This window comes from Veillonella atypica (assembly GCF_041431435.1).
GTDB lineage: Bacteria > Bacillota > Negativicutes > Veillonellales > Veillonellaceae > Veillonella > Veillonella atypica.
Genome location: NZ_JAPVXV010000007.1, coordinates 1 through 15,930, shown reverse-complemented (window position 1 = coordinate 15,930; position 15,930 = coordinate 1). Strand labels below are relative to the sequence as shown.

Sequence of the window (15,930 nt, the reverse complement as noted above, 5' to 3'; positions counted from 1 at the left end):
CACTATTCAGATATTAGCGTCTGTTACCAAAGATACGCAACAAAGATAAGAACAAGTTAATGAAATCGAGATACAAGCTAAGTGCACCAGCAATTTCAATACGATCTAAAATCGTTTCATCTTCAGATAGTGCCAATTGAGTAACACTGTTTTTAATCATGTTCATATCAACAGCCGTAAAGATGGAAAATACCACGACCCCAACGTAGCCAAGAATCAAGCTAATTGTACTATAACTAATGGAACTAAGATATGGAATCGAAAAATACGATGCTGCCATAAACACGAGACTTACGATAATCATACCAAATATAGCAGCCACTAAGTACGGTGTTAATCCGGCTAAATTCTTCTTAGTCGTAAGGCCTACAATAGAAAAGGCAACGAAGAACGCCAACGCCCCAATCAATGCTGGTACAGTAGCTTCCATGATGCCATATGCTAACGAAACAAGTGATAAGGTAACGCCATTCAATGCACTATAGATGAAGAACATCGCATATAGAGACATAACATTGGCCTTATACGTGCGCATGCTAAACAAGAATACCACCGCTACTTCTGCAATCAATAAAATATTAAAATTGCTAGCTGCAAAGCGCGCCCAAGACGGATTCATTAGCGTCGCAACACCAATACCTAATGTAGTCAATAAGCCGACAACCATCCATAAGATGGAACCCTTTAACCGTTGAGATACAATACTTTCTACCAATGCTACATCATTAGCATTTGGCGTTTGTGTCATGTATGGATTCATAAGAACCTCCTTGCTATTTGTAGTTTATATAGTTTGTTATCTATCTTTATATTATACTAAAAATTCTTATTCAACGCCATAAAAACACATTGTATAAAACCAAATCATAAAGAAATTTGAGTCCTTCTACCTCACTAGTGACCCACTTTCTGTTATCGTTCCTTAAAAAGCACTTTATAGTATGAATATATCTCTATCACAAGATAAGAAAATACTATAAAGTGCTTTCATATTAATTAGTATTAACAGGATCATAATCAGCAGGCACTGGCGCAACGATACTCACAAAGACAATATCTTCCGTTCCAGTATTTTTTGCACCATGACATTCACCCTTTTTAGATACTATAACTTGCCCCTTTGTAAAAGGCACCTCTGTATCAGGTGTTGGATAAAATACACCCTTGCCTTGCAATATAACCCATATATCATCAGAGTGATGATGATAATGTTTTGGTAAGGTTTGACCAGGTTTAATAACCCATACTGAACCACCTGTGGAATCAGTTTGATAAAATGGCGTCCTAACAGCATTCTCCAAACTTTCAACTTTCACAAGTTCCATATCAAAAACACGTTGATTACTCATAATACCCTCACCTTTCATCAATTAACGACTAACGAGTTCCTGAAGCATATTCACCCATATTTACATCAAGCACTGCTCTCACCGGTTGAATTAGAGAATCCTCATAATGCAATGTCCATTGAACATTTGAATCCAATTCTCCATTCTCTAGGCCGCTAATAGTATCACCATCACCCACAGGATTGTCATTTTCTAAAATAAAATACAGCATATTATATGCATGAATAACTACATCATCAGGATTCATACCATGAAAGTGATACTGTACATCAGGCAAGAATAAGGTGCTCATCCCCACCGAGTCAACCATCATATCTTCTGTACCTTGAATGTTAAAATATCGCACATTAACTGCATAATCAATAAAACGAGTTACAGCCTTATCTGGATAATTTTCAATCGATTCACGACTTAAAAACTTACGAGATGGACCAAAGACAACGGCCTTACAAGCCGGATATAATTCTAACAAAGCATCTACATACTTTACGAGCATATCAGCACGCTGTTTTGACTCTAAACCAGCAGCTAACATATCCGTAGCAAATACTCTATATTCGCACTCTGCCAACAAGTCATCTACATTGGGACAATTCCATACCTGACTACGATCAAAATCGTCTAATACAGGCTTATCAATTTTCTCACATTTTGTAATCATCAATGTTGGAGGAACCTCTGCATCATTATCCTCATAATGCACCTTATAATTCTGAGGTGCAAAACCAGCTGAATCCGCCCCATAACTAAAACAATCTACAGTGCCTAAGTGCTTTGTAAATACCTCAACCATATGCTCACGGTCAAGTATATCACAATGCTCCGCCATCAGCAACTCAACAAAAAATATACCACCAGGACGACCTGAAGTATCCGTTAAATCCTGTTTAAATACTTGGCTCATAGTCTCTCTCCTATTAATATCAAGAAAGTCCAAAATACTGCTATATACTCTCCTACAAATTATCTTTAGATATAAGCTTTTTATTTTCTAAGGATTTTAATGACAATAATTGTTTTTTAGCTAATGCTCTTAATTCTATCATTCTTTCCTTTTGAGAAATGCCCTTACTAATTAAAATTGCATTATAGCTTTCCATGTTAGCTAAAACTAATAATTCCTGTAAATTAGCATAGTCACGCATATTACCTTTTAATTTAGGGTTTTCATCACGCCACTGTTTAGCTCTCTTATCAAATAATGCTACATTTAGCAAATCTGCTTCGCTAGCATATTTATATGATAATTGCTCATCTGTTAAATCATTTAAAAGATATTCTTTAATAGCGTCTGTGTGAATTTTATAATTAAGTTTTGATATTTCACGATTCAAATTCCAATTTAAGGATAACTTTGAATTTTCATCTGATTTAAGACGCTTATAATCTTGTATGACGTACATTTTAAATTCAGCCGAAATCCATGAAGCAAACTCAAAAGCTATGTCACTATATGCAAAAGCCCCTCCATATCGACCACTCTTCGAAATAATGCCGATTGCATTTGTTAAACTTATCCATTTCTTGGGCGATAAAGTAAATGAATTATATCCCGCTTCAGATTTAATTCGGTCGAATTCGACCGAATTAAAATTCGTATTATTTAAGCTCTCCCACAAACCTAAAAACTCAATAGTATCTTTTCTTCTCATCCAGTTTTTAATTACATCACTAGGTTCATCACTTTTATATCGAGCTATGTCTGTTAGACTAATATAATCATTCATAAAGTCTTCTGTATATACTTGAATTGACAAGCCCTTTGCAGACAAACTATCTTTTTTTACATTTGTCATACTAAACCTTCTCTCACCTTATACAAAATAAATAATATATTATTATCTAAATTATACAATAAATCTAACGTAACTGTGATAAGAAAAAGACCCTCTCCGTGGTCCGTAGAGGAACTTCAGGCATGTGTGAGTCCTAGGACCATAGAGAGGGTCTTTATATTATCTAATCAGCATAGGGTGATGAGCCGATGGCGGAACTGTTACAGCTTCCCTCGGACTCTCATCCCTACTCAATTATAGAGGTTTACGAACCACGTCAATGATAGAGCCATCGCGATATTCTACGATTGCGATGATATCTTCGTCTTTGTCAGATACAGGGATATCTTGTGGTTTACCTACTAAATCAAATGCTAATTGTTGTAATTCTTCAATTGTATAGATAGGCAAGTTGCTATCTTTGAAGCGTTCAATCAAATCAGTACGAGCTGGGTTGATTGCGATACCGTATTCAGTAACGAGTACGTCAACAGAGGAGCCTGGTGTAATCACAGTTGCTACTTTGTCACGAATCATTGGCAAGCGGCCACGGATCAATGGGCAAGTAATAACTGTGCATTTAGCCCCTGCTGCTGTATCGGAGTGACCGCCAGAAGCGCCCATCAATACACCGTTGGAATCTGTCATTACGTTTACGTTGAAATCAAGGTCGATTTCAGTAGCACCAAGGAATACTACGTCGAGGTAGTTTGTAGTGCAGTCTGTCCATGGGTTAGCGTACATGGAAGCGGACATTTCGATGTGTGCAGGGTTTTTATCCAAGGATGCAGCTGCAGTAGTATCGAATGTTTGAGTATCATAGATAGCTTTAATCAAACCTTCTTCAAGCATACCAGTCAAGATACCAGTAGCACCACCAATAGCAAAGCCACCAGCTTCACCGCGTTTGCGAAGTTTTTCAGCAATGAATTTTGCTACAGTCAATGGAGCACCACCAGCACCCAATTGGAATACGAAACCTTCTTTAATGATACCAGCTTGATCAAGGAATTCACCAGCTAGTTCAGCGATTTTAATTTGAATAGGGTTCTTAGTGAAACCAATTGCACCAGAAGCAATACCTTCTGGGTCGCCAATGCTTTCAACAGGAACAACATAGTCTACATCTGTTTGAGGGATGGCATAGTTGTGTACATAGTCAACCAAGTTATCAGTGATGATAACAGTTGTATCTGCATAGTGAGAGTCAACCTTAGCATAGCCAAGTGCACCACATGCAGATTTACCCATACGACCAGTTGCATTGCCGCGAGGGTCAGCTGTAGGAGCAGCCATGAAAGCTACATCAATATGAACTTCGCCAGATTCGATAGCACGAGCACGGCCACCATGAGGACGAATGACTACAGGACGTTTTAATACGCCAGGGTTTTGTGTTAAGAATTTACCAAGACGATCGCGCAAACCAGATGTTTCGAGCGCTGTAACAGTACCGTCTTGAATCATTTCTACCAAGAAGTCATGACATGGGGACAAGGAAGAAGAAGCGATTGTAATATCTTTAATACCTTTCGCTTGAACGCGTTCCATAACCATTTTCATAACATAGTCGCCATTACGCAAATGATGATGGAAGGACAATGTCATGCCATCTTTTACACCAGCTTTTTCGATTGCTTCATCAATGGAAGCAAGAACTTTATTTGTACCAACACGGCTCATGTGAACAGGTTTACCTGCACGTTTAGCTTTAGGTTCAATTGCGAATTCACCTTGATATACTTCGCGACCTTCTAGTGCTGGGATATTTGTTGGGATATCGCGACCTACTTTATTTAACATCGTATTCTGCTCCTTCCTCTAATTCAACTTTAATGCCTGCTGCACGTGCTTTATCAACTACGCGTTGTGCACGAACTACGATAGGACCATCGATCATTTTACCATCTACGGAGATTACGCCTTTATTGTTGCGCAATGCATCAGCATAGCTGTTCAATACCTTAACGGAATGAGCGATTTCTTTTTCATCAGGAGTGAATACTTCGTGGATAATTTTGATTTGGCTTGGGTGGATGCAAGATTTGCCGTCATAACCCAATGCTTTAATGAATTCAACTTCTTCGCGGAAGCCTTGAGGGTCTTTTACGTCAGAGAATACAGTATCGATTACGCGGATACCTGCTTCACGTGCTGCGTGAAGAATTGTTTGACGAGCGAACAACAATTCAACAGCTGGTTTATGTTTACCTGTACGAAGGTCAGCACGGTAGTCTTCAGCGCCAAGCGCGATAGCAACTACGCGAGGGCCATGGCAGATTTCACGAACATTGTACAAGCCACGAACGGATTCGATAGCTACGATGATATTGATTGTACCTTCTGGCCAGCCATTAGCTTTTTCCACTTCCTCAATTTTCTTCGCTACGATTTCAACTTCAGAAACATCTTCAGTTTTAGGTAAACGAATCATATCAGGTTTTGCTGGAACGATAATATCAAGATCATCATAACCATAAGGTGTTTGTGTAGGATGGTTGATACGAACTACAGTTTCAGCGCGGAATTTACGGGATTTCAATGCTTCTGCAGTCAAAAGACGAGCTGTGTCTTTTTCTGTAATAGGCACGGAATCTTCGATATCGATCATGATAGAGTCAGAACCGTGGATATCAGCACTGTTAATCATTTTTGGTGTATTACCAGGAACGAACATCATGGAACGGGATAAGCGTTTTTTAGCCGCTTCTGTAAGCGGATTAGTTTTTACTTCTGGAAATGTTTTATCGTTAGCCATTATGCTTTGCTCCCCCTTTCTAATGCGCCCAACACGCGAGCTTTAATTGTGTAATCCCAAGCATTTTTATCTTGTACAGTTACTTTTACACCGTCAAAACCAGCTTCTTTAACTGTATTCAAGATAACAGATTTAATTTGGTCGCCATATTGACGCATAACTTTGGAAGTCAATTCGATTTCGATGCCGCTAGCAATCGGTTCTACCGTAACCAATGCATCATTTTTTTCGTCGAAGCCTGCTTGCGCAGCTTTCACTAATTGTGCCATGTTACATCCTTTCACTAAAAAATATATCAAATGGCAAAGACCAGACCGTCGCGAAGTCTGACCCAAGCCGTAAAAACAATGATGAGTATAAAATTATATGATGATTAAATCATACCGATGAAAGTCCACCAAGGGATACCTATTACAAAGAGTAAAATCCAGCATAATACCGCTAAGATACCACCAGCTGTCCACCATTCTTTAATGTTATTATAACCTGCAGAGTAGATGATAGGACCAGGGGATGCACCGTAGTGAGTTACGAGACCACCAAATGCATTTGTAGCAAGCAATACTAGACCAAACATAACAGGGTTAACACCGGCTGCCATACCTACCGTTAAGAATACAGGAAGCATGGATGCGATATATGCAGTACTAGAAGCGAATAAGTAACGAATTACAACGCTGATAGCGGAAAGAATCAATACTACTACGAGTGGTGACACATCGAGTGCCAAGTTTGCTTCCATAAATGTAGCAAGCCAAGCAAAGAATTTAGCTTTTGTTAAAGCTGTGGATAAACCAAGGATAGCACCGAACCAGATGAATGTGTTCCAAACAGCTTTTGTTTGAACCATATCTTCCCATGTGATGATGCCGGATAAGAAAACAACAGTCATAGCAACTAATGCTACTGCTGTAGGACTCAAATCAAAAGCGATAGCTGGGAAAAAATATCCAATAGAAGGCCAGGCCCAACCAAGAAGAGCAAGAATGAATACAACAGCCAAGATTTTTTCAGACATTTTCATAGGTCCTAATTTTGCAAGACCTTCGTCTGCCAATTTCTTATTGTCGATTTTTACAGCTTCAGGACGGTCAATCCAGTAGCCTACAAGAGGAACAAAAAATAACATTACAAGTCCAGGAAGTGCCAAAGCCACTGCCCATTCAACCCAGTTCATAGTAAGGCCTGTAATCTTAGTAACGAAATCCAGTGCCAACACATTAGGAGCCATAGCTGTTAAGAACATGAAGGACGTAATCTTTGTTACGAAGTAACCATTCATCAAGATAAAGGAGCCGCCGCGTTTTGCAGTATCACCAGGGTAAGAACCGATAGATTCTGCAATGGATAAGTTAATAGGATATACGATACCAGCTGCACGTGCTGTATTAGAAGGTGTTGCTGGAGACAAGATTAAGTCAAGAAGCGCTGTTACATAGCCTAAACGCAATACTGTGGAACCGAATGCACGGATTAAGTGGTAAGCTACACGGTGACCAAGACCAGTTTTACCAAATGCAACGCTCAAGGAGAAGGCTGCAATGATCATCCACAATGCTGTGGAGCCATAACCTACCAAAATATCTTTTGCATTATCCATGAATAATGCAGAAGCAGATAATACGGATAATAAAATAATTTGAATTGGATATGGTTTTAAAATCAAACCTAAGATACCTGCGATGTAGAAACCAAATAGGCGCCACGCTTCCGCAGAAAGCCCTGCTGGTGGAGTTGTAAACCAGAGGATAATTGGGATTAGCACAATAACGGCTAATTTTACAAGTCTTTCCATGTTTTTTCCTTTCTTATAAACATAGGCATATACTGTTCATCCTAACACTACCCAAGTAATTCGTAATACGCGACTATTACTTTATGAATTCTTGTATTTAGTATGATTTCATTATACGTTGGTAATCATTTTCTGAAAAATAGATTACCTTTATAGGGGTCATAAAAATTTTTATAACTGTCATTCATACTTTTTATGCATTTTTCTCATAGATTTTTAGGTGTAAATGAAAAAAATGCATGCATACACCTCTAACAAGATGTATACATGCACTTACATGTTATGATTGATATTCTCTAAAAATACTATCGTCTACAACAGTGTGTTGTTTATAGTAATTTCGTACGTACTCAATGAACGTTTTAACAGCAATTAGATTAGCCGATTCTTTTGTGTATACCATATTGGTATCACGCGTAATATATGTTCCATCCTTGCTACGCAATGGGCTAACATAAATATCTTTGTCTTTACAAGATCCAAGCCCCATATAGGTTAGGATAGACCATCCTAGACCTGCCCGCACAAAATGCCGACATGTACTCATGGAATTGACGTCCATCGCCACAATGGGGGGTTCTTCAAAATGCTCGGCACACCATTTTTCAATGATATTAGCTACCGATGCATCGGTTTGGTATCGAATAAAAGGCACCTTCTCTAACGATTCTGGTGGCACTAACTCTTTATATACCAAGCAATACGGTTCTTCCAATAACAATTCTGAATTGCCTGATACTTCATATCCACCACGTGCAAACGCCACCATACAATCACCGGTATTAAACATCTTTACAACTTGATGGCTGAAAGCTGTCTTAACTTGAATATGTACATCTGGATACTGTTCGCGGAACGATTTCAACAAAGCTGGTAATTCATAATCTGCAAAATTGATAGATGATGCAATCTTCAAGGTACCTTGAATCTTACCAGTAGACGACGTCAATGCATGGTCTAAGGCCTCTCTATCATGCAGCATGCGTTTGCAATAGTCATAATAGATTTCACCTTGTGGCGTCAATGCAATGCCTTCTGTGGTGCGAAGCAACAAGGAGTATCCTACACTATCCTCTAAATGACGCAGTCGATAGCTCAAAGCAGGTTGCGAAACAAATAACTTTTCAGCTGCTTTTGTTATATTACCTTCATCTACAACGGTTACAAAGGTACGCCATTCTTTATCATCCATAGTCGTACTCCTTTTTTATGACCAACCTAATTACATTATATATTGCTTATCTAGCATTCGCAATGCCTGCAAAGACTTTGCCCCGTTCTCCATCGATGGTGACCTCTGCGCCTTCCAGCAATACGTCATGAGCGTCTTTAGCTCCTAAGATGACAGGAATGCCATACGTAATGCCTGCAATAGCGCTATCCGATGTGTACCCATCTTCAACGGCTACAATACCGCCTGCTCGTTTAGCAATGTTCATCAACTCTGGTTCCATAGTCCCTACTACGAGGATATCGCCAGATTGGAAGCTTTCATAATCATTCTTATGATTAGCTGCAATAAATACGCGACCCGTAGCGGATTTACGCAAGATACCATTACCAGATAACAACACCTTGCCTGCAATATGAACGCGAATCATATTCGTAGTACCTGTAGAACCAGAAGGTACGCCAGCGGTAACGACAACTAAATCACCTGAATTGATGGCATTTGCCCCGAGAGCACCGGTAATCGCCTGTTTTACCATTTCATCAGAATTGATATTTTCGCGACCCTTGATGGCTTCAACGCCCCAGCACAATTGCATGCGACGAATCGTTTCATCATGCGGTGTAATGGCGATAATTTTGCAATCAGGACGGTGACGAGCCACACTAATCGCAGTATGTCCAGATTCGGTACATGTTAAAATAGCTGCCGCCCCTAAATCACTGGCGACGCGTACGCTAGCCAAACATACAGCCTCAGTGGTTGTCACATCAACGCTTTCCTGCGTTCTGCTCTTATGATCATAAATGACGGATTGCTCCGTTACCTCTGCAATACGTGTCATGGTCGTAACAGCTTCTACAGGGTATGAACCATTAGCCGTCTCGCCAGACAACATAATAGCATCGGTGCCATCTAAGATGGCATTGGCCACATCACTCGCTTCGGCACGCGTAGGACGAGGGTTTTGAATCATAGACTCCAACATTTGCGTAGCCGTAATAACAGGTTTACCAAGACGATTACATTTTTCAATCATCATCTTTTGCAATACCGGTACTTCTTCGGCTGGAATTTCTACGCCCAAATCACCACGAGCAATCATAAGACCATCTGCTACATCGAGGATTTCATCAATATTATTAACCCCTTCAGCATTTTCAATTTTGGCGATAATCTTAATATCCTTTTGTTCAGATTCCAAGATACGGCGAATAGCCACCACATCCTTAGCTCGTTGCATAAAGGATGCGGCCACAAAGTCCACGCCTTGTTGGCAACCAAAGCGCAAATCTAATTCATCTTGCTCGGATACAGGTGGCAAGCTAAGCGCTACGCCTGGCACGGCCACACGTTTGCGATTGCCGATTTCACCACTATTTTGAACGGTGGTAATGATGTTATTACCTTCAATAGCATCGATGGTCAATCTAACAAGGCCATCAGCTAAGAGAACCGTATCGCCAACATGCACATCGCCTACTAAACCTTTATGGTTTACAGTACTAATGTCTTGCGTGCCTTCCACGTCATCCGTAGTCAATGTAAATTGTTGCCCCGCTTCGAGGAACACCTTGCCTTCTTTAAATAGACCAAGACGAACCTCTGGACCTTTTGTGTCGAGCAATAATGCGATTGGTTTATTGACAATCATCGCCGCATCACGCACCATTTGCATGCGCTCCGCTTGCTCTTCATGCGAACCATGAGAGAAGTTAAAACGAGCCACATTCATGCCAGCGCGCATCATATCTTCTAAAATACCGAACTTATCCGTGCCCGGACCTACGGTACATACGATTTTTGTACGTTTCATATATCCTCCTAAATGGGATGGTATTTAATATACTCTATTGCACCTCTACGGCACCTTCACCTAACACCGCTTCAATGCGTGCGATGATTTCATCTGTAGGTGCAAAGCATAATTGAGGTGATAAATTAATTCGTTTTCGTTGTTTGTGTAAATATAATGCTGTCGGTACTTGCCCTTCTGCTTGTGAAAGTATTTCCTTCAACGCATTACTATTCTCTGGCGTATCATAGGCACCTCGAATATGGATAGCGATTTGTCGTGCATTGTTGTAATTTACCTTTAATGGTGCAATGCGATCAGCAATAATCTGCACACCCTTTTCATCCGCATCAACGCGGCCTCGCACCTTAACGACCATATCGACAGCCAAAAATTGTTGGCTCTGAGCAAATACCTTCGGAAATGCCACCACTTGAGCCGAACCAGAGTAATCTTCGATGCGAAGAATACTCATGACATCGCCCCGTTTTGTAGGTCTATCCCCTCTTTCAGCAATGAGACCGCCAAAGGTAATCGTTTGACCATCAAAACGCTCTGGGTTTTCAAGGAGTTGCCCTAATTCAAAGAGGCCTTTCAGTTCCTTGTTATAGCCTTGCAATGGATGGCCCGTAATATAGAATCCGGTGTAGTCCTTTTCATCCTTCAATTTATCATCTTCCGATAAATCAGGTAAATTCGGTACCGGAATCATATCGACATCATCTGTGCTTTCACCAAAGAGACTCATAGTCCCCATGGCAGCATCCTTTTGCTGCTTAGCCCCTACAGCCTGTGCACTTTCATACATATGCAACAACTGATTGCGATTTTCCTCAAATCCGTCCATAGCACCGCAACGAATCAGGCTTTCAAGCAACCGTTTATTAACGACCTTGCTATCTACGCGACGACAAAAATCGGTAATGCTCGTATAGAGACCATTGGCCTCACGCTCTGTAATGAGTCGATCAATAGCATTATCCCCTACATTCTTGATGCCCCCAAGACCAAAGCGAATGGCATCGCCTTGTACGGCAAAGCTACGCAAGGAATGGTTCACATCTGGACCGAGGACCTGCACATTGTGTTTTTTACAAGCATTGATATAGTAGGTGAGCTTATCCATATTTTGCATAAAGCTGGTCATGGTAGCGGCCATAAATTCTGGGAAGTAGTGGGCCTTAAGATACGCCGTTTGGTACGCAATATACGCATAGGCCGCACTATGGGATTTATTAAAGCCATAGCCTGCGAAGTAAACGAGCAAGTCAAATACTTCGTTTGCAATGGACTCTTCGATGCCATTATTGATAGAACCTTGTATAAAGGATTCACGTTGCGCCTTGAGGACGGATTCTTTTTTCTTACCCATCGCACGACGCATTAAATCTGCTTGGCCAAGGGAGAACCCACCCATGGCAGACGCAATTTGCATAACCTGTTCTTGGTAGAGAATAACACCGAACGTATCTTTCAAAATCGGTTCCAAAATCGGATGTAAATAGGTCACCTCTTTTTTACCATGACGACGGTCAATAAAATCCGCTACCATGCCAGATCCCAAAGGACCTGGGCGATAGAGTGCAACGAGAGGGATTAAATCCTCAAAATGCTCCGGTTTCAAATCCATAACGAGCTTGGTAATCCCATCGGATTCGAGCTGGAATACGCCGGATGTATCGCCCTTCGTAAGAAGCTCACAAGCCTCTTTATCATCTAATGGAATGGCATCTAAATCGAGGTCAATCCCTCGGTTTGCCTTGATGAGCTTAAGGGCATCCCCCATAACGGTCAATGTACGGAGGCCCAAAAAGTCCATCTTCAACAGGCCTAGTTCCTCGATATTATCCTTGTCATATTGAGTGACAAAGCCTTCTTCATTGGAGTTTTGTACAGGCACATGGTCATCTAGAGGGTCCGCAGAAATTACGACGCCCGCCGCATGGGTAGATGAGTTACGCGCAATGCCTTCTAGTTTTTGACCGAAATCAAATAATTCTTTTACATTAGGATCTGTATCATATAAGGCTTTTAAATCTTTACCTTTCAAAGCCTTTTCTAAGGTGATACCCAATTCATTAGGTATCATCTTTGCAATGCGATTGACCTCAGCTAGTGGTAAATCAAGCACACGACCTACGTCGCGAATAACGGCGCGAGCCGCTTCCGTACCAAATGTGATGATTTGGGATACACGTGCCTGTCCATATTTTCGCGTTACATAATCAATGGCTTCGCCCCGCTTTTCATAGCAGAAGTCGATATCGATATCAGGCATGCTAACCCGTTCTGGATTGAGGAATCGTTCAAAGAGCAAATCGTATTGTAATGGGTCAAGGCCTGTGATACCTAATAAATAAGCTACTACAGAACCTGCCGCAGAGCCACGACCTGGGCCTACAAGGATATCGTGTTCTCGCGCGTAACGCACATAGTCCCATACGATGAGGAAATAGTCTTCAAAGCCCATCGTCCCGATAACATCGAGTTCGTAGTCGAGGCGTTTTTTAAGCTCATCAGATGTATCGCCATATAAGCGAGGTATTTCTCGTTCACAAACTTTACGCAAATAAGTTTTAGACGTTTCGCCCTCAGGCACATCAAAGTGCGGCAAATGGTGTTCATCAAAATTAAATTCTACATTACATCGGTCTGCAATCTTTAATGTATTTTCTAACGCCCCAGGGATGTGTCCAAAGAGCTCCGCCATTTCGTCCCCAGATTTTAAATAGAACTCATCATTAGGGAATTTCAAACGATCTACTTCGGCGCGACGTCGTCCCGTTTGAATACAAACGCGGATATCCTGAGCATCAGCGTCGTCTTTCATAACATAGTGGAAATCATTGGACGCCACGATGCCTAGGCCATATTCGTCAGCTAATTGGCATAGCACTTGCTGAGCCCGTAACTCTTCAGGTAAACCGTGATTTTGAATTTCTAAAAAGAAATTGTCTTTACCGAAGGTTTCAATGTACCATTCAACAGCTCGGCGGGCCCCGTCCATATTATCTTGCAGAATATATTGAGGTACTTCCCCTTGAATACACGCACTAAGAGCAATAATGCCCTTGCTGTATTGACGCAACAAATCATGGTCAGCACGGGGCTTATAATTAAAACCTTCTGTAGAGGCTTTCGACACGATTTTAACAAGGTTTCGATAGCCTTCCATCGTTTCGGCTAGCAAAATAAGATGTTTTAATCGCTCACGGCTACGTCCTTCTGGTTTATCAAGGCGGCTACCTTCTGTGACATATACTTCACACCCAATAATCGGTTTGATGCCTTGTGCCACACATTCTTTATAAAAATAGATGGCTGCATACATATTGCCATGGTCCGTAATGGCAAGGGCGGGTTGTTCCAGTTCCTTCGCGCGGCGCACCATATCCGGTAAACGGCTGATGCCGTCCAATAAACTAAATTCCGTATGACTATGTAAATGTACAAATGGCTTCATGGTACACCTCCTTACGGTCTATGTGCAAAATAGATATTTAATGATTTCTTTCGGGCCTTCCAATCTGGTAAAAATTGGGCCACTAAATTGTGAAAGTTCTTAGAATGATCCAAGTATTTAAAATGGGCAAACTCATGGACCATAACGTATTCAATATAGGCCTGAGGCCCTTCTAATAAACGCATATTCATCTTAATGAGATGCTTTGATGGCGTACAAGAACCCCAACGACTCTTCATGCGCTGTTGTTTTACCGTAGGCATGAGCACATCAATATGTTGCTGGTGAAAGCGTTGATACACTACCTTCGCCCAATGGGTAAACACCTTTTCTCCTAGCTGACGCCAAAAGGTTTGCATTAATTTATGCTTATCTTCATAGGTGTAATCCAATTTAACAAACATCACCATGCGATTAGAACCATCAAACTTGATATGTGGTTTGCTAGATGTTTCTACTACCTCTAGCGAAACAGGCATACCTAAAATAGATACGGTTTCACCCGTTACATATTGCAATGCCTCTATCCGTTGTGCCGTTAATGCTTCTAGTTTAAAACGAGCCCTCTCAATAAAGGGTATGTTTTCAATAACAAACGCATCGATGCGATGATCTGGCACATAAGCATTCGCCGAAACATGGATACTACCATCCTTGTGCACACGCATATTTATATTCTTTACACGCTTGATTGTTAATTCATATTCAATTGTGTCACCATTGTAGGTAATAGACCGAGTTGTTGAAGTATTCATACCTTTTATTTTATCATAAAACACTCATAAAATTGTAAAATTCTAGTGATATTAATAGGAATTATTCGATATAGGTAAAATAATAAAAAAATAACAGATAGCTGATTAAAGATAATCAACTATCTGTTTTAAATACTAAAATATTACATTATTAACTTTAGCGCTTATTAAATTTTACCAACTACAGATTCCAAGAAAGATTAAAAGAATACTCTGTGCTACAGACACAGCAATTCGACCTATACCTATAATACTAATTCCATATCTTTTCCCCTCTTTGCACATAAAATATTCATTCAGATTTTGCTTTAGTGCAAACATTTCTCCCCAAAGAAGGCCCGCGAGTATTAATGAAAAAATCGAAAAACTATGTAAAAGCCTCCCCCCAAAAATAACCATTAATTCAAGCATTAATAATTGACCTAATTGTATCATCGTAAGAAGAAGACTTTTCTTAGTATTTGCTCCTGCAATAGTTATTGCATTATTCCGTATAATATATATTGCATACATACCAAGTAAAATACTACATAAGATACGCCCAGCGTTCATAATCTCTCCTCACTAATCTTTTATACCACCGAAACCATCTTGAATAACTTCATCTGTATACTCTATATTATCTGCTTGTCTTACGGTGCATCTAAATCACCTAAAAATATTAAGCATATTATTTTACTTTAACAATAATAGAACGATTAGGATATCTCATCTTCTTATCTTTCAACCGATTGTAAATATTCTGTTCTTCTAACGTTAAGTCGGATTCATTAGTCCAAACATGTGTTTGTATTGGTTTCTGTTCTTTTTCCAGATCTTTTTTCTCTAACAAACATCTATTTAAAATATTGGTTTTGTAAATTTCATCAGTTTGGTCATCAAATAAATAGTAAGTTTGCCCTGAATTTAAATCAAGCTTTAAAAATCCTGTTTTTCCATAACTATATAAATAATCTGATTGGGCCTCATAAGAATATCCATTATATTCTAATGTAACACCATTTTGAGTATCTAGTATATAATTTTCTCCCTTTGAATAACCTAAAAAATAACGATGTTCATATTTATA

14 protein-coding genes are annotated in these 15,930 nt (G+C 40.1%); all 14 read right to left on the bottom strand.

Features of this window, described 5'->3' with window-relative positions; translation table 11 throughout:
* Window positions 1–13: 13 nt before the first annotated feature.
* Window positions 14–760: a Bax inhibitor-1/YccA family protein gene (locus O3598_RS08760; RefSeq protein ID WP_119983057.1), complete on the bottom strand. Its 747-nt coding sequence runs from the start codon at window positions 758–760 to the stop codon at window positions 14–16.
* A gap of 232 nt (window positions 761–992) precedes the next feature.
* A complete protein-coding gene (locus O3598_RS08755; protein WP_060807586.1) occupies window positions 993–1,349 on the bottom strand; it encodes a cupin domain-containing protein in 357 nt (118 codons plus the stop codon).
* 28 nt (window positions 1,350–1,377) lie between these two features.
* Window positions 1,378–2,253 (bottom strand): DUF4261 domain-containing protein, encoded by an 876-nt coding sequence (locus O3598_RS08750; protein WP_005378408.1) that lies wholly within the window; start codon window positions 2,251–2,253, stop codon window positions 1,378–1,380.
* 52 nt (window positions 2,254–2,305) lie between these two features.
* The gene (locus tag O3598_RS08745) at window positions 2,306–3,145 is read right to left on the bottom strand and encodes a KilA-N domain-containing protein (protein ID WP_005378390.1); all 840 of its coding nucleotides are present in this window, start codon (window positions 3,143–3,145) and stop codon (window positions 2,306–2,308) included.
* Window positions 3,146–3,379: 234 nt separating this feature from the next.
* Window positions 3,380–4,927, bottom strand: a complete 1,548-nt coding sequence (gene citF / locus O3598_RS08740; protein WP_059363878.1) for a citrate lyase subunit alpha — start codon at window positions 4,925–4,927, stop codon at window positions 3,380–3,382.
* A complete protein-coding gene (locus O3598_RS08735; RefSeq protein WP_285416739.1) occupies window positions 4,917–5,882 on the bottom strand; it encodes an HpcH/HpaI aldolase/citrate lyase family protein in 966 nt (321 codons plus the stop codon). Before O3598_RS08735 ends, citF begins: the two co-directional genes overlap by 11 nt.
* On the bottom strand, window positions 5,882–6,151 hold the full coding sequence (citD, locus tag O3598_RS08730) for a citrate lyase acyl carrier protein (RefSeq protein ID WP_005379312.1): 270 nt from the start codon (window positions 6,149–6,151) through the stop codon (window positions 5,882–5,884). Before citD ends, O3598_RS08735 begins: the two co-directional genes overlap by 1 nt.
* A gap of 104 nt (window positions 6,152–6,255) precedes the next feature.
* Window positions 6,256–7,677: a DASS family sodium-coupled anion symporter gene (locus tag O3598_RS08725; RefSeq protein WP_316586852.1), complete on the bottom strand. Its 1,422-nt coding sequence runs from the start codon at window positions 7,675–7,677 to the stop codon at window positions 6,256–6,258.
* 280 nt (window positions 7,678–7,957) lie between these two features.
* Complete coding sequence (locus O3598_RS08720; RefSeq protein ID WP_005378429.1) at window positions 7,958–8,869, bottom strand: LysR family transcriptional regulator; 912 nt, start codon at window positions 8,867–8,869, stop codon at window positions 7,958–7,960.
* A 46-nt stretch (window positions 8,870–8,915) separates the two neighbouring features.
* The gene (gene pyk / locus O3598_RS08715) at window positions 8,916–10,664 is read right to left on the bottom strand and encodes a pyruvate kinase (RefSeq protein ID WP_316586853.1); all 1,749 of its coding nucleotides are present in this window, start codon (window positions 10,662–10,664) and stop codon (window positions 8,916–8,918) included.
* A gap of 34 nt (window positions 10,665–10,698) precedes the next feature.
* A complete protein-coding gene (locus tag O3598_RS08710) occupies window positions 10,699–14,106 on the bottom strand; it encodes a DNA polymerase III subunit alpha (protein ID WP_316586854.1) in 3,408 nt (1,135 codons plus the stop codon).
* 11 nt (window positions 14,107–14,117) lie between these two features.
* Entirely contained in the window at window positions 14,118–14,885 is a 768-nt protein-coding gene (locus O3598_RS08705) for a M48 family metallopeptidase (protein WP_323725512.1), read from the bottom strand.
* 150 nt (window positions 14,886–15,035) lie between these two features.
* Window positions 15,036–15,413 carry a hypothetical protein gene (locus O3598_RS08700; RefSeq protein WP_285416728.1) on the bottom strand — a complete coding sequence of 126 codons (378 nt, stop codon included), beginning with the start codon at window positions 15,411–15,413 and terminating at the stop codon, window positions 15,036–15,038.
* A 118-nt stretch (window positions 15,414–15,531) separates the two neighbouring features.
* Window positions 15,532–15,930 (bottom strand): hypothetical protein (locus tag O3598_RS08695; protein ID WP_371452402.1); only part of this gene is annotated, 399 nt, incomplete at its 5' end.